16 protein-coding genes are annotated in these 19229 nt (G+C 60.0%); 7 read left to right on the top strand and 9 right to left on the bottom strand.

Annotated elements, in window-relative coordinates; genetic code table 11:
* Window positions 1-112: 112 nt before the first annotated feature.
* Together murQ and CRI93_RS03265 are read right to left on the bottom strand one after the other, a co-directional pair.
* Window positions 113-1075 (bottom strand): N-acetylmuramic acid 6-phosphate etherase, encoded by a 963-nt coding sequence (gene murQ / locus CRI93_RS03270; RefSeq protein ID WP_098061186.1) that lies wholly within the window; start codon window positions 1073-1075, stop codon window positions 113-115.
* Window positions 1076-1134: 59 nt separating this feature from the next.
* On the bottom strand, window positions 1135-3714 hold the full coding sequence (locus CRI93_RS03265; RefSeq protein ID WP_176521656.1) for a CHAT domain-containing protein: 2580 nt from the start codon (window positions 3712-3714) through the stop codon (window positions 1135-1137).
* A gap of 282 nt (window positions 3715-3996) precedes the next feature.
* On the opposite strand from CRI93_RS03265, the gene CRI93_RS15285 reads away from it, so the two are divergent.
* The 3 genes from CRI93_RS15285 to CRI93_RS03250 all read left to right on the top strand — a co-directional run bounded on the left by CRI93_RS15285 (window position 3997) and on the right by CRI93_RS03250 (window position 7199).
* Window positions 3997-4155: a hypothetical protein gene (locus tag CRI93_RS15285; protein ID WP_176521655.1), complete on the top strand. Its 159-nt coding sequence runs from the start codon at window positions 3997-3999 to the stop codon at window positions 4153-4155.
* A gap of 290 nt (window positions 4156-4445) precedes the next feature.
* Window positions 4446-5627 carry a DNA replication/repair protein RecF gene (gene recF, locus CRI93_RS03255; protein ID WP_098061183.1) on the top strand — a complete coding sequence of 394 codons (1182 nt, stop codon included), beginning with the start codon at window positions 4446-4448 and terminating at the stop codon, window positions 5625-5627.
* 48 nt (window positions 5628-5675) lie between these two features.
* Window positions 5676-7199: a M48 family metalloprotease gene (locus CRI93_RS03250; protein WP_245850284.1), complete on the top strand. Its 1524-nt coding sequence runs from the start codon at window positions 5676-5678 to the stop codon at window positions 7197-7199.
* Between the two features lie 80 nt (window positions 7200-7279).
* Here CRI93_RS03250 and CRI93_RS03245 read toward each other — a convergent pair whose 3' ends face one another.
* A complete protein-coding gene (locus CRI93_RS03245; RefSeq protein ID WP_098061181.1) occupies window positions 7280-7753 on the bottom strand; it encodes a MaoC family dehydratase in 474 nt (157 codons plus the stop codon).
* Between the two features lie 231 nt (window positions 7754-7984).
* Between CRI93_RS03245 and CRI93_RS03240 the strand changes: the two genes are divergently transcribed.
* Window positions 7985-8806: a glycosyltransferase family A protein gene (locus CRI93_RS03240; RefSeq protein ID WP_098061180.1), complete on the top strand. Its 822-nt coding sequence runs from the start codon at window positions 7985-7987 to the stop codon at window positions 8804-8806.
* Here the strand turns inward: CRI93_RS03240 and CRI93_RS03235 are convergent.
* The 6 genes from CRI93_RS03235 to CRI93_RS03205 all read right to left on the bottom strand — a co-directional run bounded on the left by CRI93_RS03235 (window position 8779) and on the right by CRI93_RS03205 (window position 15394).
* Window positions 8779-9765: a hypothetical protein gene (locus CRI93_RS03235; protein ID WP_176521654.1), complete on the bottom strand. Its 987-nt coding sequence runs from the start codon at window positions 9763-9765 to the stop codon at window positions 8779-8781. The genes CRI93_RS03240 and CRI93_RS03235 overlap by 28 nt on opposite strands.
* Before the next feature lie 65 nt (window positions 9766-9830).
* Window positions 9831-10337 (bottom strand): hypothetical protein, encoded by a 507-nt coding sequence (locus CRI93_RS03230; protein WP_098061179.1) that lies wholly within the window; start codon window positions 10335-10337, stop codon window positions 9831-9833.
* Window positions 10338-10457: 120 nt separating this feature from the next.
* The gene (locus CRI93_RS03225) at window positions 10458-11588 is read right to left on the bottom strand and encodes an HTTM domain-containing protein (RefSeq protein ID WP_098061178.1); all 1131 of its coding nucleotides are present in this window, start codon (window positions 11586-11588) and stop codon (window positions 10458-10460) included.
* A 55-nt stretch (window positions 11589-11643) separates the two neighbouring features.
* Window positions 11644-12147 carry a hypothetical protein gene (locus tag CRI93_RS03220; protein ID WP_098061177.1) on the bottom strand — a complete coding sequence of 168 codons (504 nt, stop codon included), beginning with the start codon at window positions 12145-12147 and terminating at the stop codon, window positions 11644-11646.
* A 544-nt stretch (window positions 12148-12691) separates the two neighbouring features.
* Complete coding sequence (locus CRI93_RS03210; RefSeq protein WP_098061175.1) at window positions 12692-14236, bottom strand: oligosaccharide flippase family protein; 1545 nt, start codon at window positions 14234-14236, stop codon at window positions 12692-12694.
* 33 nt (window positions 14237-14269) lie between these two features.
* Window positions 14270-15394: a glycosyltransferase gene (locus tag CRI93_RS03205; protein WP_098061174.1), complete on the bottom strand. Its 1125-nt coding sequence runs from the start codon at window positions 15392-15394 to the stop codon at window positions 14270-14272.
* Window positions 15395-15607: 213 nt separating this feature from the next.
* Here CRI93_RS03205 and CRI93_RS03200 point away from each other — a divergent pair, with 213 nt between their 5' ends.
* The 3 genes from CRI93_RS03200 (at window position 15608) to CRI93_RS03190 (ending at window position 19054) form a co-directional block, all read left to right on the top strand.
* Window positions 15608-16672: a hypothetical protein gene (locus CRI93_RS03200; protein ID WP_141491541.1), complete on the top strand. Its 1065-nt coding sequence runs from the start codon at window positions 15608-15610 to the stop codon at window positions 16670-16672.
* Between the two features lie 375 nt (window positions 16673-17047).
* On the top strand, window positions 17048-17782 hold the full coding sequence (locus tag CRI93_RS03195) for a DUF3047 domain-containing protein (RefSeq protein ID WP_098061172.1): 735 nt from the start codon (window positions 17048-17050) through the stop codon (window positions 17780-17782).
* 234 nt (window positions 17783-18016) lie between these two features.
* Window positions 18017-19054: a hypothetical protein gene (locus tag CRI93_RS03190; protein ID WP_098061171.1), complete on the top strand. Its 1038-nt coding sequence runs from the start codon at window positions 18017-18019 to the stop codon at window positions 19052-19054.
* The last annotated feature ends 175 nt before the right edge of the window (window positions 19055-19229 follow it).

Raw genomic sequence — 19229 nt, 5'->3', positions numbered from 1 at the left:
AAACCGCTTCCTAAAGAGGCGGCATTTGTTAGCTCAGGCCACTCACCGAAAACGGCCTTTGGCGGCGCTGAGGGCCGATTTTGTTCCACGTGAAACGAAAGAAATCAGCAGGTTACCGCAAAGCCAATGCTTCCTGGATGGCCGGGCGCGCGAAGCCGTCGGAGGCGTCAAGCAGGCGGGTGGCGGTGTCGAGCGGGACCTCGCCCAAGAGCATAACCAGCGCGGTTTTGACGTGCCCATTGGCATCCTGCAAGGTGCGCTCGGCGGTGGCGTAGTCGGTGTCGGCGGCCATCATGAGGGTGCGGCGCGCGCGCTCCACGAGCTTGGTGCTGGTGCGCTGCAAATCAACCATCATGTTTTCGTAGACGGTGCCGCGCCGAATCATGCTGGCGGTGGTGAGCATGTTCAGCACCATCTTCTGCGCGGTGCCGCTTTTCATGCGGGTGGAGCCCATGATGACTTCGGGCCCGACGATAGGGCAGATGGCAACGTCAACTTCGGCGTTCAGGGTGTCGGGCGGGGTGCAGGCTACGTAGACGGTGGTGCCACCCAACTCGCGGGCATAGTCCAGTGCCCCACCCACGAACGGCGTGCGTCCGCTGGCGGCGATGCCGCAGACCACATCGCGGGCCGTGCAGTTGATCTCGCGAAGCGCTTGCGCGCCGTCCTCGGGCTGGTCTTCGGCGCCTTCTTGCGAGCGAAACACGGCCTCGCGCCCCCCGGCAATGAGGCCCTGCACCTGCTCGGGGTCGGTGCCAAAGGTGGGCGGACACTCCGACGCATCCAGCACGCCGAGGCGTCCGCTCGTGCCTGCGCCCACGTACAGGAGACGTCCGCCTGCCTCAAAGGCGTCAACAATGGCATCCACGGCTTCAGCGATGCGCGGCAGCTCGCGCCGCACGGCAATGGGCACGCGGTGGTCCTCGGTGCTGATGATCTCCAGAATCTCGTGCGTGGAGGCGGTGTCGATGTGCTGCGAGTGCGGGTTGCGCTGCTCGGTGGCGCGCGTCTTTAGGTCGTCGGAGAGCGACGCCTCATCAGAGGGTGATGCGTTGGGCGAGGAAGAAGCAGGCATGGAGGGCAGAGCCGATGAATCCAAACAGCAAACGATGCAGCACTAACGGCGGCAGACAGCTATGCGGTCCGGCGTCGCCACCCGTATGCTCCGAGCGTGATCATCCCGAACAGGACGAGCGCACCGGCATAGCGCCACCAGCGGGGCGGCCCTGAAACTGCGAGCGGAGCGGGCGAGCCGTGCAGCATCGTACCGGCCCAGAAGAACGGGCTTTGGTCGGGATGCATGCGCCGGTATTGAAGCTGGGCCTGCTGCAGGGCGGCGTCTTTGGGCATCCCTCTGCGCACATGATCGTAGAAGGATTCGTTGAGCGTGACCGCGGCATCGTCGTCGATGGGCCACAGGTTAGAGAGCGTGGCGCGCGCGCCAACGGCACGAAAGGCGTACTGTAAGCTGCGCATGCCTTCGCCTTCATGAAACGCCCCCTGTGCAGTTTCGCAGCCGCTGAGGTTGACGAGGGGAATCGACGCGAACTGCCCCTGAAGCTGATGCAGGTAGAGCAATCCGCTGTCGGTGCTATCGGCGGTATTGGACGGCGAGAGCACGAACGCGTTCTGGAGCGGCAATTGGGGGCTTGCGAGCGCATGGGACGACAGATGCAGAATGGTGGCCTCGCCCATCAGGTCATTCAGTGCCTTGGGTGTAGCCTCGTCGTTGAGCAGCATGCGTCCGTTCCGGAAGAGATCAGCGACGCTCCGAAGCTCGCGTTCCACCCCTGGCAGCGGCGGCAAGTGGTAGCCTACGCGTCCTCGAGTTCCCTGTATTGAGCGCGGGCGTACGGCCTCGGCCAGGAGCGAGCCGAGCATCACCTCGCCGAACTCGGAGCGCCCTAACGCAGCAATGTCGAGCGGGCGGCGCTGCGTCTCGGATCCGTCGGTAAGGGACGACAGCGAGAGCTGCCTGGACAGCGGATAGTCTTCAACCAGAAAACGGGCCGATGCGTAGTCGTAGCGGCTTTGCGGGGCCTCGGAAACGAGCATGGCGATGGGAAGCCGAAAGAGCGCTCCGTCGGGGATGACGGTGAGCGAGGCGTCCTTGGGCAGGTGGGGCGCCACGGGGGCAATGACGGCCTGATACACGTCGTGCAGCGCATGCAGGTCGACCTGGGTGCTGCCGATGCCCCCGGTGGATGGACGCGCGTCTTCCTGCCCGCTCGCAAGCCAGGGGGAGACCGCAGCCATTTTCTCGTTCAGGGTCGATTCGTCGATATCGAGCGGCACGGCGTGGACGGTGTCGGGGGTGATTACGAAGGCGTGGGATTGTGCTGCACGCCCAAACCGCTCCTCACCCTCATCGAGCATATACGACACGGCCACGCGGTTTTGCGCCGCCAGGGTGTCTTGGATAGTAGAGAGTGGGGCGGTCGTCGCTTCGGGCAAGTTGAGCAGCCCCTGGCGCGTAGCGATCACCTCAGTTTCGCGGCGGCGGAGCTGAATGGCACGCACCGGACTATCGGTGCGGCTCCGTTCAGAACGCACAGCCTGCAGCACCTGGGTAAGGCTGTCGTAACGCACGCGCTGCTCAGGGGCCATGGCGTGAGCCACGTCGGCTTCCAGGCGCAGATCGGCAAGATGACGCGCCCGGGTGCGCTCCAACGTCTGCAGCGCGTCTTCGGGATTATTTTGGAGCAGTTGCACACGCGCCAGTCCGCGATACGCAGTCTGCCAGCCGCCGAACGCAGCCGCCGCCCACTCGGTGGCCCGGAGTCCCGAGCGGTAGTCTTCAACGGTTTCAATGGCCTGCTGGTAGTAGGATGCTGCTGCAGAGAGATCGCCACGTCGTTCGTACAGGATCCCGATGCGTTGTAAAACGCGGCGGCGGTCTTCGTAGCGGCGTTCGGGCTGGGCCTCAACGGCGCGCCGCAGGTACGGCTCTGCCGCATCAAACTGCCCATCCATCATTAAAATGCTGCCATGCACATGCTGCAAAAACGCCAGGGTGCGATCCGATTCCGCCACCCGGGCTTCGGCAAGAGCCTTTGTGCTCAATGAAAGCGCCGTGTCGATATCACCCAGATTGGCGTGTGCTTCTCCCAAGGCACTCAAGCGGTTGGCTTGAAACACCGTGCCGGGGTCGGAGACAAGATCCAAACTTTCGCGCAGATTGGCCGCAACGGACCGCCAGACGTCCGGGTTGTCTTCTGCCTCCAGTTCGGCCTGCATGCCCGCGAGCCCGAAAAGAAGCAGAGCCCGCATCCGCCGATACGTGTCGGTTTCAGAATCCAGCTGTTCGGTCCAATTGAGGGCACGTTGATAGGCACGCATCGCAGCATCGCGGTCGCGCATCCGCTGGTACATCAGCGCCAGGCTTTCAGTAAGATTGATGCGCTGTGTGATATTCTCTTCAGGGGTGACCTCAAGCGCTCGAATGTAGCCTTGGGCCGCCTCGGCCAGGTCGCCCGTGTGGTAGTGCAAAAACGCGTAGTAGTGGTGGACGCTTCTAAATCCCGTTTTTGTGATTGTGGACGTATCGGTAGGGGTTTGCCCGTATTGTTCGAAGAAGGTGCTGAAGGTAGAGGTCATCGCTGCAAAGTCGCGCCGCTGCGCCTCCACATACGCCTTCTCCGCGATGGCTTCGGCCTTCGCGTCCCCATTGCATTGCAGCTCTGCGCGTTTGAGAACAGCGTAGCGTGCATCCAATCGCGGCGCAATGGCATCGGTATCGCCATACCACGCACTGGTGAACGACCTTGTGGATAATGAATCGCTCCGTTCCAATAAATTATCGCATGAGGCACTATCGGGGGACTGTCCATACAGAGGCGCTGCTACGCATGCCGCAAGACAGACACCCACAATAAAGGGGATGCCCCAAAACGGCGCATAGGCATAGAGACGACGCAGTGCATGAAACAATGAGTGCTTGTTCATTGATAATACATACATTAGAAAAAGCAATTATTTCATGCCTTGAGGGTTATCATGGATATCTGGAATAACAAAGCAACCACGCTGGGAGGATGCGTATATGCGGACGGAGGAGGCAACGGTGGGCACAGGGATCCCAATGGTCCAGATAATGACGATGATGATGACACCCTCAAGAAAGAGGACGATGAAGAAAAAAGTGACGGGAGTTGACGCCGCCCCATGCGTCGCCCATTCGTTGTGGGCGTGGTGGTGAGATTGCGTCGGGCCGGAGAGCGTAGTATCGGGCAATGCGTAGGATTGCGCCTTCGCTGGTGGATGCGAAGTGCCGCCTCAAGAGAACACATTGCACGAAAACGTACAAAAGTGGCACTTGAAAATCCAGTTGAGTGATGCAACCTGCCATGGTGTAGGAAAGACGTGCCGTCCGCATCTCCTCGAAAACCGGACGCTGCGTGCGTCGTTTAAGACGTCTCGTTTTCTTGCACGGCTCTCGTCCGCCCATGACGCTCGACTCGCTCCGTATTCGTTCCTTTCGTGCCCACAAGCACACCGAAGTCGCATTTGCGCCCAAGGTGAACGTGCTGGTGGGGGCGAACGGTGTGGGCAAAACCAACACGCTGGAGGCCATCCACTACCTGTGCCTCACCAAAAGCTTTGTGGCCTCGAACGACACGTACGCAGTGCGGCAAGAGGCGCCGTACTTTGAGTTGGAAGGCACGTTCAGCGGCGTACGCAGCCGCCCGATGACGGCGAAGCTGGTGTACGTGCCGCACGAGGGCAAGCAGGTGTTTGTAAATGATGCGCCGCTGGACCGCCTGGCCGACATTGTGGGGCAGCTTCCGGTGGTCGTGTTCTCGCCCGAGGATCACGCCCTCACCGCCGAGGGCCCCGACGAGCGCCGCCGGTTCCTGAACAACATCTTGAGTCAGGCGCATCCGGCGTACATGAACACGCTCATGAAGTACCGCCGCGCGCGCAAGCAGCGCAACGAACTGCTGCGGCAGTACCGCAAAAAGCCCGCGCCACCGCCCGAGGCTCTGCTGGCGCCATGGACGCAGAAGCTTGTGCAGTTGGGCAGCCAGGTGGTGGCGCGCCGCCAGACGTTCTTGCACACGTTTACCGACTACCTGCAAGACGCCTACGAGCGCATTGAGGCAGTGGCCGAGGAGCCCACCATTACGTATGATACGTTGGCCGATGTGTCGACTGATGAAGAGGGCAACGCCGAGGCTATTGCCGATGCCTTTCGCGCCCGGCTCGCTGAGAAGCAAGATCATGAGTACAAGCGCGGCACCACCCTCGTCGGGCCGCAGCGCGACGAACTCGTCTTCCGCCTGAACGACCTGGAGGTGCGGCGCTATGCCTCGCAGGGGCAACACCGCACCTTTGCGATGGCGCTGAAGTTGGCCCAGTACTTCTACCTGAGCGATACGCTGGAGCGCCACCCGTTGCTGCTGCTCGACGACGCCTTCGGCAAACTCGACACCGAGCGCACCAACGTGTTCATGCAGCTCTTGCAGTCCAACGACATCGGGCAGAGCTTCATCACGGCCACGCGGTCGGCGCCATTTGCTGCCACGGTGCCATTCGACGAAGCGAACCACCGCCTTTTTCAGGTGGATACGAAGAACGACGCGGCCCGCGTTCGCATTGCACCTGCACACGCCGACGTTTCAGCATAGCGCGCTGTTCGCTCCGTTTTGCACTTTTTGTACTAACCCCTGTGTCTTATGTCGTTTTCTGTACGCTTGTTGGGCAGGCATCCTGCACGTCTGTATTCGTGGATGCCGGTCCTTGCGCTTGCGCTGGTGTTTATTGCCAGTGGATGCACGCGCGGTATGAACCCCGTAACGGGCAATACCCGCGCGCTGGGATATAGCTGGGAGGAAGAGATTGAGCTGGGCCGCGAGGCCGACCAGCAGATCCAGCAGCAATACGGCGTTTACGATGACGAAGAGGTAAGCGCCTATGTGGATGAGGTCGCGCGCCGGGTGCTGGCCGAGAGCCACATGCGCCGCTCCGACACGCCACAGCAGTTTCGGGATACCGAGTTCACCTTTCGCGTGCTCGACAGTCCCATCGTGAATGCGTTTGCGCTGCCAGCTGGGTACATCTACGTATCGCGCGGGCTCCTGGCGCATCTCAACAACGAGGCGCAGTTGGCTATGGTGCTGGGCCACGAAATCGGGCATGTAGCCGCGCGCCATGCCTCGCAGCGTGCCGCCCGGCAGCAGCTCACCCAAATTGGGCTCCTGGGCGGAGCCGTGGTGGGGCAGTCGGTGTTGGGTGGCGAAGCAGGAAGTCAGATTCTAAACCTGGGCGGCACTGCAGCACAGCTCATCTCGCTCAGCTACAGCCGCGACCACGAGCGTGAGTCCGATGCGCTGGGCGTCGAGTATTCGGCTCTGGCTGGATATGAAGCAAGCGAGGGGGCGGCCTTCTTTACAGCGTTGAAGCGACAGCGCGACCAGAGCGGGCAAGCGCTGCCTGCATGGCAGTCGTCGCACCCTGATCCCGGAAACCGCGAGGTGCGTGTGCGCCAGATGGCGGAGGAGTGGCGCAGCCGTGCGTCGATGACAGAGCGCAACGAACCGGCCTACCGAAGCGCCATCAACGGCATCGTGGTCGGGAATGACCCGCGACAGGGCTTCACCGAAAACAACACGTTCTACCATCCTGAACTGCGCTTTCAGTTTCCGGTGCCCACGTCGTATCAGGTGGTCAACCAGACGCAGCAGGTAGTGATGGTGAGTCCCAACGAGGACGCGCTTATTGGTCTCACGTTTGCGGAGGAAGACACGCCGGAAGCGGCGGTGCAGTCGTTCGTGAGCCAGCAGGGACTTACCGTCGTCTCGCAAGATACGCGCCGCTTCAACGGCGTTACGGCACAGCGTGCGTTGGTCGAGGGGCAGCAGCAGAATGGCAGTACGGTGCGCGTGCTGGCGTACTTTTTCGAGCATGAGGGCACGCCCCTCATGTTTCAGGCGCTGACCAGCGGCGCCCAGTACGACACCTATCGCGCGGCTTTTGTGCGCACCATCGAAGGGTTTGCTCCGCTCACGCAACCCGATAAGCTGAACCGGCAGCCTACGCGTCTCTATCAGCAAGAAGCCGATCGGAGCGGTCCGTTCCGGTCGTTTGTGGATTCGTCCACGCTGCCCGATAGCATGACGCTCGAAGACCTGGCCATCATGAATCAGGTCGGCGTTGACGAGACGATCGAAGCCGGGCAGATGCTTAAGCTACCGCGGTAGGATGCAAACGGATAGAAGAACTGGGCAGAGCCCCTGTGCGGTGCGATGGAATGGAGGATGCCCCTGCGTCCGACCAGCCACTACGTGGTCTCATCTTCGTGAGGTTCATTTTCGTGCGCCTCGGCCCAGGCCACGTCTTCGGGGGAGGGCGGAATGACGGTGCCCTCGCCACCGAGCGCCATCTTGCCATCCAGGTAGATGTAGGTGCGCACCTTGACGTGCTGGCGCTCCTCGTTCTTGCTGGCTACCTGGATCTCAACGGTAACCTCCGACCCAACAGGCACCGGGCGCAGAAACCGGCATGAGATGCCGACAGCAATGCTCCCGTGGCCCGGAAAGTCACGTCCCAGCACTTTTGAGATAAGCCCAAGCAAAAACACCCCATGCACCACCGGCTTGCTGAAGCGCGAGTGCTCTTTGGCATAGTCAGGGTCTACATGCACCGGGTTATCGTCTCCGGTAATGTCGGCAAACGTGTCGACATCCTCCGCCGAAATAAACCGCTGAATGGAGTAGGAGTCGCCCACTTCGATTTGGTCGTACGTGCGAGCCATAGGGAACAGGCATCAATCAGTAAACGAAACGCGAATACGTATGATAGTTGACATGGCGGTAAATAGAAATGCGGGCCGTGAACAGGCGGCCTATGCCTTGTGGACATACGGTGAATATCGAGGTGGTAAAGCGGTAGTGCGAGTCCGATTGACGGGGAATCCGGGCGCTATGGCATCCATATAACACGGTACGTGCTGTCTGCTTTTTCGTCTAACGCGTACCTTGTGCTCATGGCTGTGCCTGATGCATCCTCTACCGCCCACCCACTTGTAAGCTGTCTGCTGGTAACGGCAGATCGCCCCACGCTCGTGCAGCGCGCGCTGCATTGCTACCGGGCGCAAACGTATCCGAACAAGGAACTGGTGGTGCTCGATAATGGCCTGGAGCACCCGATTGACGACCTGGTGGCTGAGTGGGATGAGGGCGATGTGGTCTATGAATATGTGGAGCGCACGCCCGATATGTGGATTGGCTCGCTGCGCAACCAGGCCCTGGATCTGGCCAGCGGTGATTATGTGGTGCCGCAGTGGGACGACGATGACTGGTCGCATCCAGACCGGCTGGCCCACCAGGCGGCGGCGCTCAACGACGGGTACGACGCCTGCACGCTACAGGCTACGCTCATGCATGTGGATAGCACCGACTTCTTCGACCATCCGTTCATTGGTGTGCTGCCGAATGGCGTACCGCCCACCATTATGCATCGGCGCGATGCGGATATCCGCTACCCCAATCTGCGCCGCACCAGCGACACCGACTACGTGAACGACTGGCGCGAGCAGCGCTACCACATTCTTCCGCGCGAAGAAAGCTACCTGTACCTGCGCTACTTTCATGGCGACAACCTGTGGGAGAAGGATCACTTCATTCGCCGCATGCGCAACACGCCCAAAGATCTGCTGCTGTACGCCTGGCACCACTACGTAAAAGGCGATATGTTTGGCCATCCGCGGTTTCAGCTTACGCCTGCCATGCAAGAGGCCTTTGAGCAGTACCTGCGCGTGTCGTTCAAGTACGACCTGTTTCAGGCGCGCTCGGCACCGGCATCCTGAGGCGCACGGCTTGCACGCGCATTGGCAGGAGCAGCGGCATGGGCGCGTTCGCGGATGCGCTGGGCCCACGCATCCGGAAGGGCCGCGTCGATCCACCGTGCCCACGGCAGCGCAAGCAGAACGAGAATGGCAAACGTGATGCTAAACATGATTCCCATCACCAGATAGATGCCAACGTGCAGCCCAAGTACAGCCAGGACCACCGGCGTGCGCAAGGGGCGCCACCACATGAGCACAGCAGCCAGTTCCGAGAGCAGCCCAATCGTAAGAAAGAGCGTAGCCACCGAGAAGCTGCTTAGCGCGGCCTCCTGCAGCCAGTTGAACTCCAGCACCCCGAACTTGGCAAACGCATCGATGCCCTTCTCGTGGATCCACATCCACAGGTGGCGGCCATCCGACCAGAAGATACCGGTGCCAATAAGCTTGCAGAACCCCGCCAGCGTGTAGCCGAGTCCGATAAAGAAGTAGTTGTATCCGATCACAAACCTGCGCCGGTGGGCGGCCCGCTGAAAGACAATCAGCGCCAGGGCAAAGCCCAGCACGGCCATGCCAAGCACATTGGAGCTGTGCGGAATCTCGCCGAGCACGTAGCGAGATGCAAACTGAAGATGCAGTAGCAGAAACGCTGCCATGTACGCATAGCGATGCACGCGCAGCAGTCCCAGCACAGCCAGTCCCGAAATAAGCGCCGCGTTGACATATGGCAGTGTGCCGTTAAACATGAACGACACATCGAGGTAGTTGGCGATGCCCAGCGGCAGCACAATGTCGCTAATGCGTGGAATGTACTGCGCCCAATACCAGGCCCAGGACATGGTGCTTCCTACAATAAACAGCTCAAAAAGCCAGAAAAAGACAATATCGCCTGCCGTTTCCTGCTCGTCGAACCCGAACAGGTTGTGCCACAGGTTCCACGATCCGGCAGAGTCGAACGTTAGATACGAGCGGAGCGTGTTCATGGCAAGTCAAATACAAACAGGGGGATGCGGATCAGTCCTCGTTAGAGAAGGCGTCTACTCAAGCGTCATGGGAGAGTGGTCGTACCGTCAGTTGGGCGCGGAAGCGAGGGGTTGAGCGCCACATCGTCGTTGCGAACCAGTGCGTAGGGGACGTACTCCACGACAACGGAGTCTTGCTGGGTTATGGCGCCGTTCACACGCATCACCAAAAACGTGTGCTGCTCGGCCTCGGCCCCGAACATCGTGCGAAGCCCGTTGGTGCGGGCGGGCGTCCACGTCTCTGTCTTCGACACATAATTCGACAGGTCGATGGGGTCAATGCCGTGCTTGGTAAGCGGAAAGCCCGTACCGGGGAGCTGTTCGGCTTCGGTGGCCGTCTGCCAGTCGGGGCTGAGCGTGTCGGGCACCGTGCGCACAACGGCGCGCGACCAGTCGTTGCCTCCCTGCGAGAACATGGGATAGATGCTAAACGGCCAGAACTCGCCCAGGTGCGTAGCCACCAGCAGACCATACACCAGCAGCGTGCCCAGCAGCGTGCGACGCGCGCGTTTGCGTGCAGAAGAAGCAGACATAGAGGGGCAACACAGTTATAAAAATGCGAAGGTCTGCGCATCCAAATAGAACCGGATGCATGAGGTTAGAGCACATGGCTAAGGGGAGGTTTCGGCATTCTGCTGCTTTCCCCAGGCCCTTCAACCACTGCGTTTCATCGTAGGGTGCTGCTGGCGATGGGTCCGATGCAACACATTCCGGAGGTAGCGCCCCCCCTCGGCCAGCACGACAGCCACGGCTACAGCAGCACAGCCTACCTCAATCCAGGTTAGATCGGAGACGAGGCCAGCAGAAAGAGAGCCCCACAGGAGCGGCGAGCCGTACGCCCAGAGGCCGAGCGTGCCAACGGCTCCTACGAGCAGGATGAGACGGGGCGCGGCGGCCCCATTGGGCAGGTGGGCAAGCCCGTCTTGCAGGCGTTTGGCCAGAGGACCCCAACTTATAAAGGCCGCGTACACGATATAGTTGAACACAAATGCAATGTTGAGCATCAGGAGCGTGCCGAGGTGGAAGCCAATGGCTGCGGCGAGAAACAGCCGCATGGTTTGTTTTCGGACGACCGCTACCAGAAAGCCCATTTCAAACAACACGGTCCCCCAATCGAGCAGCTCCCAAAACACGACGGAATCGACCTGAAGCAGCCATGGGGCCAGGAAGTCCTGGCGTCCGCGGGCAAAGAACTGCTTAACAAAGTGGCCTTGCGTGGCCTGGGTGGTGGGGTCGAGCCAGCCGCCGATTAATTTAGAGAACCCCGCGGTGAACATCGCAAAGCCTATGAGCAGAGCGAGCAGCGCCAGGGGCCAGGTTTGCACAGCACGGGGCGTGCGCTGGGCCTGTGCATCCATTGAGTAGGCCGCGCCCCAGTTGGTGAGCGACATCACCAGCGGAAGTAGCACAAACAGCATCACATGGTTAATCTTGCCGACTGAGAATGCAAATCCATAGCCGGTGAGCAGGAGTCCAAACACGGCCCAAGAGGCCCAGCGCGTGCGGTAGCCTACAAGAAGCGCGACCAAGCTGCCTGTGAGCAATAGGTGCAAGGCGTCGAGCAGCCAGGAGGGCGGCGGGCCGGGCAGTAGCATCAGGGGACCCGGAGGAGGCAAGAAGAACGCATTGGGGAGCGCGCCGACGAACGAAAAGTCGAGCAGTTCAGCGTGTCCGGGTGTGAAGGCAAATAACACGAAGCTGGCATATAGAATGCGGTACAGACCCAGCCCCTCGGGCGAGGCCGTGAAGGTGTCGAAGAGCCAGCGGTCGAGAGCAGCACGCATGGAAAAGTGAAGATGGCCGTGGGGCAGTGATGACACCAGAAGGAGGCTCTGAGAGCTACAGGGGCACACGCAGCGTGTCGGTGGGCTGGGCACGCGGAGCCTGGGCGGTCGTCCGCTCGTTCACATTGAAAAAGACCTCCTCCCACACCACATCGAGGCGCTCAATCTGATGCAGCGGATAGCGGTCCTGCAGCTGGGTGCGCATCCACGCCCGGGCTTCGGGCAGCGTGCAGCGCTCGGTGCGTGGCGTGCCGCTGAGCGTCTGTGGGCGGCACTGCTCGCGTAGAAAGCCAGCCTGCTGCGAAGTGGGAACGGCACTCCACACCGCATCAACAGGGACCTCAAACGACGTACTATCGCTGCTAATAGCGATAAGACGGGCGCGGGGTACTGCCAGCTCGTCATCGCCATCCCATACGTTCTGAAACGCCGGGAGCACCAGCGTAGGCCAGGGCTCGCGCAGCACGACACCTACAATGCCAACAAGCGCATACTGAAGTACCAGCACGACCATTACGCCCAGCACGAGCCGCCGCACCGACTGTGGTGACCAGAACATGCGGAGCAAAGCAGACGCCTTGGCCTCCGACGATGAGTCTGGTGCGTCGTGTGCAGGTCGTCGTGGTTCAGGGGCAGCTTGGGAAAAGTCGGTTGCCATGGCCATCCACCTGATTAAGAACAAAACTGTGTTTAGGATCAACCCGGCATTGGGGCTACAACCTGTTGCTACCAAGATCTATAATCGGTACCTTGCGATGGTAAACCTGTTTTCGTAGTTACAAGCGTATTACGCTATGGGCATGCAGATACGCACAATTCACAGTGGGCATGCAGATATGTAGGCGCGGCTCGGGCTGATGGCTACTCGCATCACAATTGCGGGCATCGTGCACAGCATACGACCCAGATACGCCGCAAGCGTTACACTGCTGGTGGGTACCACTGCCGGTTATCGACGTACATCCGAATTGGTATTGGCCCCTATCGAGCAGGCGATGCGGCTACATACTGCTATTGGTAAGCGCGCGCTGGATGGAAAGAAATGCGTCTTGTGCCCCACAAGTGGGGCGGATGTGCAGAAAGCTTCAACGAAACGATCCTCTTCATGCGTCGGACTGATCCGCCGGATCGTCGTTGAGCGTAGGCGGTTCGCGCTCGGTGGTAATGCCGGGAATGGCTGGGATGCGGCCGTTCAGCACAATGAGGATAACTGTATAGGCGGCCAGCCCGGTAGCGAGCATCAGGCCGCGCCCGAAGAGCGTGCCTGTCGCATCCCCCCAGAACACCTCGGCGCTCCACAGACCAACCACAACCAGAGCGCCCGCCAGATGCGGTCGGAAAATCTCGGAGATGAGCAGCCGAGCGTTGGCGACCCAGTGCGCCTCGACAACCTCCAGGGCCATCTTCACGCTTGTGGCGATGGTTGATGCCAGGGCTGCGCCAACAAGACCCAGCACGGGAATGAGCCACACGTTCAACAGCACGTTCAGCACGCCGGTGATGGTGCTGTTGAGCAGATTGAGGCGCGAGTGGCCGGTCATCACAACGATGTTGCCCGCCAGGCTGAAGCTGCACTGCAAGTAGGGAATGGGCAGTAGAAGCAGCATAAACAGCGTATCGAGCCCGGCGAACTCGGGCGATACAAGCCGCAGCAGGTCGTTGCGCATCACCCCCACCGCCAGCAGGGCCGGAATGGCGATCGTGATGACCCAGAGCGTGGTGCGCGAATAGGTTTTCGAGAGCTCGGCGGTGCGTCCGGCGCGATGCAAACGCACGATAAACGGCGCGTAGGCATTCGAGAACACCTGCTTGATGCTCAGCAGTTCGCGCACGATCATGGCTCCAGCACCGTAGAAGCCGGTGGTTCGGGCGCTCACCCCGAACATGCCCAGCATGAGCACATCGATATTCGTGAGGAAGCGCTCCAGCGTCATATTCAGGTTTTGCGGGATGGCAAAGCGCATGAGCTCGCGGTCGAGCGTAAACGTGCGAAACGCCTGCCACAGCGGTTTCCACTCCAGTTCGCGCGAGTAGACGTAGAGCGCCACGACGCCCAAAAGCGCCTGGGTGGATACGTAGGCCAGCGCCATACCGGTTTCGCTCGGCATCCAGAACCAGAACCCGGCGCCGGTAGCGAGCAGCGTAACCGGGCGGAGTCCGCCATTCGAGATGGCATCGTACTTCATGATTTTGAGGCCCTGCGTAGCCGCAATTACGATGCGGTCGAACGCCAAGATAGGCAGCGCCAGCACCATCCACTGCAGCATGTGCAGCAGGCGCGTGCCGTAGGAATCGTACAGCAGAGGGATGAGCTGCGGCCCTGCCACAAACACAAGCCCCGCTAAAATTACAGCAAAGCCCAGGCTCCAGCCGAGCGTGTTTGAGAGCAGCTGGTAGAGTTTGTCGGTTTCGTCGTCGTGGTCGGCGTGGCGAGCCACCGAAATAAGAGCGCCGTCACGGAATCCGGCAGTCAGAAATGCAAGCCCGGCCTCGATAAAAGCCACCGCTGTAATGAAGATGCCAAACACATCGGCGCCGTATAGCCGCGTGACAACGATGAGCAGCGACGGCCCGGCGAGCTTGCCAAGCGTGCCCAGCGTGTTGACGAGCGCCCCACGCCGCAGCTCGTCTTGGGTGGATTCAGACATCAGGCAGCAGGCTTATGAGTAAAAGCACAAGAGTTAGGCAGTGTGGCGGATGCGGTCGTAATAGCCTTCGAGCGCCTGGCACTGCTTAACCATGTCGAAATCGCTGCGCATCTTAGCACGGGCGGCGCGGCCCATGGCGCGTCGGCGTTCTGGATCGTCGAGCAGCGTGATGAGCCGGTCGGCCAGCGCCTCTACATTGCGCTCGGGGACCAGAAAGCCGGTCTCGCCATCGTCGATAATTGAGGGGATGCCGCCGTGATACGTGCCAATGACAGGCACCTCGCACGCGCTGGCCTCTTTGGCCACGACAATGCCCGAATCACGGTCGTGGGTGCGTGTTACCACGCTGGGTGTCATCATCACGTCGGTGCGGGCCAGCACGCGGGCGACTTCGTCGTGTGGCACAGCGCCCCGGAAGTCAACCTGCGCGGCCATGTCATGCTTGTGCACCAGCGCGCGCAGCTCATCCTCCTGCTCGCCCGACCCCAAGACGACCACCTCGGCTTCGTATCCGACCCGGAAGGCACGAGCGCATGCCCGAAGCGCATAGGTGAAGCCCTTCTTGGGTGTAAATCGCCCTACCAGTGTGATACGCGGCACGGTGCGCTCCTCATCGGCGCGCTGAAACTGCGACAGGTCTACGCCCAGCCGATGCACCTGCATCTTCTCGCGGGGCGCACCCAGTTCGCCCAGCAGCTCGCGCAGTTCAATGCTGTCGCAGAGCATCAGGTCAGCGTGCTCGAATATTTTTGAGGAGAGCGCCCAGTACCGCCATTGCAGCGGCAGAAAGCGGCGCGGACCAAAGAGGTCTCCGACATCAATGCCATGAAACGTAACCGCAAACGGCAGGTCGTGGCGCATCACATACGGAAGCGCGTATACGGCGGCTGTGCCAAAGTGCGCATGCACCAGGTCGTAATCGCCGCTGCCCAGGCGTTGGTCAAAGTCGGGCCAGTAGCCCACGTTTTCGTAGATACGCTGACCCAGCCAGCCTTCGGGGGTGAACACGCGGTCGTGTGGAAAGCGGTCAGCGTGCAGGCGCTCTTGGCAGAACACATCGACGGCATACCGCTCGTGCGCGTTGATTTCGTCGTGGATAAAGGTCTGCGAGTACGGCAGAAAGCGCCGCACAAACAGTGCTACGCGAGGAGTGGACATACTGGCGCGGGAGCAAACAATGGACAGCGAACGACAGACAGCGAACACCCTCTGCACGCATAACAGCACATATCGTTTGACGTGGGTAACGGATGAGCAGGTCAATGCACGGACAACCGCACAAAATGCCAGAAAGTCCACGCAAGCGCCTCATCCTTCATGGAGGCTCGCCGTTGCACATCGCGTTGCCTTTACTCACAACCAATGCTGCGCATGCTGCTGGATACGATTACGCAGAAGTGGGAGGCGTTTGCGTCGTCGCAAGTCGGCACGTGGACGATGAAGGGCGTTCGCTATCTGCTTGTGGCAGGCATTCTGGCGTACCTGGCGTATCGGCTGGCGGGCATTGGATGGGCCGAGGTGCTCCGCTCGCTGCCGACCACGCCGTGGTTTTACGTAACGGTGCTGGCGATGTATGCCATTCTGCCCCTGGCCGAGGTGCTCATCTACGGGCGCGTGTGGGACCTCAGCGCGCGTGAGTCGCTTCCCATTCTGCTGCGCAAGCGCGTGCTGAACACCGACGTGGTGGGCTACTCGGGCGAGGTGTATCTGTTTACGTGGGCCAAGAAGCACATCAGCACCAACGATGTGCGCCCGCTTGCAATGGCAATCAAAGACAACCTCATCATCTCGTCGATGATGTCGGTGCTCTCGGCGGTTGTTATTCTGGTAGCCTTGCTGACTACGGGATACGTAACGCCGGGCGACGTTATGGAGAACCCGACGCCGGGCTACCTGGTGGCAGGCGGGGCTGCGCTGGTCTTTGCGATTGGACTTGTGGTACAGTTTCGCCGCTCCATCTTTACGTTGCCGCGCGATTTAATCGGCTGGATGATTGGGGTGCACGGCGGGCGCTTCTTGCTCTCGAACATACTACAGGTGATACAGTGGTGGGTGGTCATCCCCGAAGCCTCGTTTAGCGCATGGGCGACGCTGCTGGCGGTGTTAATCATCACGAATCGCATTCCGCTGCTGCCCTCACGCGATCTGTTCTTTGCTGGAGCCGGCATCGGTATGGCGAGTGGACTCGGCATCCCTGCAGCTACCATGGCTGGGATGCTGCTGGTGCGTAGCGCGCTCGATCGCATCTTGAATACCGGACTCTTTGGGGCTACTCTCCTTTGGGAGCGCACGCAGGAGGCTCCCGAGCTGACGCAGTACATCGACACCAGGGTAGCAGATAACGAAGCTGCGTTTCAGGATACGGTCCGTGCCCATGAGGCCCCCGAGAACACGACCAAGGACGAGCCCCGTAAGCCACCACATGAAAATTCATAGCGTGCAATGATACCCTAAGCCGTGAAAAAGCGGCTCATGAGAGTGCGTACCAGGAAGTAGATAACTCAAGTCGCCCCCTGGAGGACTGTCATCTTGAGCCTTCCGATACCGGCAGATGTTGAGGAAATCTCCTTGCTCCTTAAGAATGACAAAACGTGCAGGAGCGGTGCTGCGCTTTGCGACCTGGGTTGGATACGACAGTGGCGCACGTCCATTATGATAGACAGTTTAGCAGGATGCGCACACCGGTTGTACATGAGATGCTCCTTACAGTCAGCAGGAGTAGCCTGGCATCCCGCTTGATAGACTATAGAACGGACCGTACAGATCGGGTTCGCAGATTCTCGCTTTTCTTTTGCACAGTGTAACTACTCTATGTTTTTTCGACTGCAGATTGCTATAGTATTTCTGATGCTGGGCCTGACCCTGGCGTTGTATGGAAGCATGGCCCCGTCGGCCAATGCGCAAGATGATGCAGTGGTCGTGGATGATTTTCAGGATGATGAAGAAGGCACGTACCCCAACCAGTGGGTCTTTGTCGCCAGCAACCAGGAAGTGCTCGACATAGAGACGCAGATGAGCGAGAATGAGTGGGCCCGCGTGCAGCGCAACAATGGCCGCGCGTACCTGCGAACGTTCACCGAGAACGAGGCCCTGCGCATTAGCCTGCTGAATGGCGAACAGTTCGACTGGGCGCTCGACGAGCATCCGTGGTTCGAGTGGAAGTGGCGCATCCGGTCCTATCCCGAAGGGGCTGCCGAAAACGACCGTCGTCGCAATGACACCGCTGCGGCCATGTACGTTACCTTCGGAAGCGACTGGCTCGGGCGTCCCAGGAGCATTAAGTACACGTTTAGTTCGTCGCTGCCTGTAGGAACCACCGACCAGCAGGGGCCGCTTCGCGTGATGGTCATCGACTCGGCCAACGAACCGGGCTTGGGCCGTTGGAAGACCATGCGCCGCAATATCCGGTCAGACTACCGCCAACTGTTTGGGGAAGACCCGCCCAACGATCCCGTCTCAATCACCATCTGGAACGACTCTGACACGATAAGCGGTCAGACCTCCGAGGCCGACTTCGATGCGATCCGGCTGATTCCTCCATTGTAGTTTGCCACTACCAATTGGGAGGGGCGTACCCTGTCCAGATATTGCTAACTTAGAATATAGACTGCCAGTCCACAGGAGCAGGTCAGGGGGAATACCAGGGGGCGCACCATAGGGCGCTGGAAAGCGTAGCATGGGGCAGTGAGTTGCCTTGTCGAACAGGCCGTTTAGTGATTTTATCGATTTCATGTCGTGGACGGGTTGTGCCCGCGTGCGAACACCTAAGCTCACCGTTGTATGACCCCGCCAGGATTGCTTACCAAGTTTGCCGTACGTGCAAAGGCGCGCTGGCATACGTTTCAAGAAACACGGCGCGGCCGTCGCATCCTAAAAGGGCTTCGCTACCTGCTGACAGTGGTAATCGTCGGCTACCTCGGCTATCGTATGACGACCATTGGATGGGGCGAGATCTGGGCCTCGCTGCCGCGCACGCCGTGGTTCTACATTTTGTTTGGAGCGATCTACCTTACGCTTCCCATCTTTCAGACCATCATCTACGGGCTCATCTTTCGCACGTCGCCGTGGACGATCTTTCCCGCGGCCCTCAAAAAGCGGGTCTACAACAAAGACGTGATGAGCTATTCGGGGGAGGTGTATCTCTACTTCTGGGCCCGCGATCGCATCGACATGCCTGCGCTGAATATCTTGCATGGCATTAAAGACAACACTATCGTGTCCTCGATTACGGCGACGGTGGTTGCCTTTAGCTTGCTGGCGACCTTTTTCTTTAGCGGTCTGGTGGTGCTTCCCGAGATGTTAGTGGAGCATAACATGGCCTATGCCGCTGTGGTCGTCCTTGTTATAGGGGGGATGATCGCGCTCGGAATACGGTTTCGGCGTTCCATTTTGAAGCTCTCGGGGGCCATGCTGCTCACACTCTTTGCCCTGCACACGGCACGGCTTCTGCTGATTCAAAGCCTACAGGTCACGCAGTGGGTGGTGGTCGCTCCTGAGATTCCGTTGCAGGCCTGGTTCACGTTTCTGGCCGTACAGATTATCGCAGAAAGCATTCCGTTTGTGCCCAGTCGCGATCTGGTGGGGGTCGGGTTTGCTATCGAGGTTGCCCGTGCCACGCAAGTGCCCGAGGCGCTCATTGCCAGCCTGATGCTCGTGCACAGCGTAATGGACAAAGCCCTGAATCTGCTTCTCTTTATGGCCGTATCGGCGTGGGATCGTAAGAATATGGCCCGCCAATCGTTGCCGCAAGAGATGCCGTCCGAAGCAGCGTTGAAAGAGAAGGAGCCGAACCCACCGGCCCCCCATGAGTCGTCGTAAGCCGAACGAGTGGTATGCTTCTGCAACTGGTTAGCGCGTTGTGGGGATACGAGCAGCGGAACCGCTCGCAGCTCAAAATAAGAAATCAAACAGGTTCTCAGCCCTGAAACGTTATCTGCCTGAAAATTCATCGACAGGTGCGATACCTGCTGCCCTGTACGGGCGGCTCTTGTTA

It is taken from the genome of Longimonas halophila, from assembly GCF_002554705.1.
Classification (GTDB): Bacteria; Bacteroidota; Rhodothermia; order Rhodothermales; family Salinibacteraceae; genus Longimonas; species Longimonas halophila.
The sequence above is the reverse complement of the archived record's forward strand: the minus strand, read 5'-3'. Positions and strand labels throughout refer to the sequence as shown.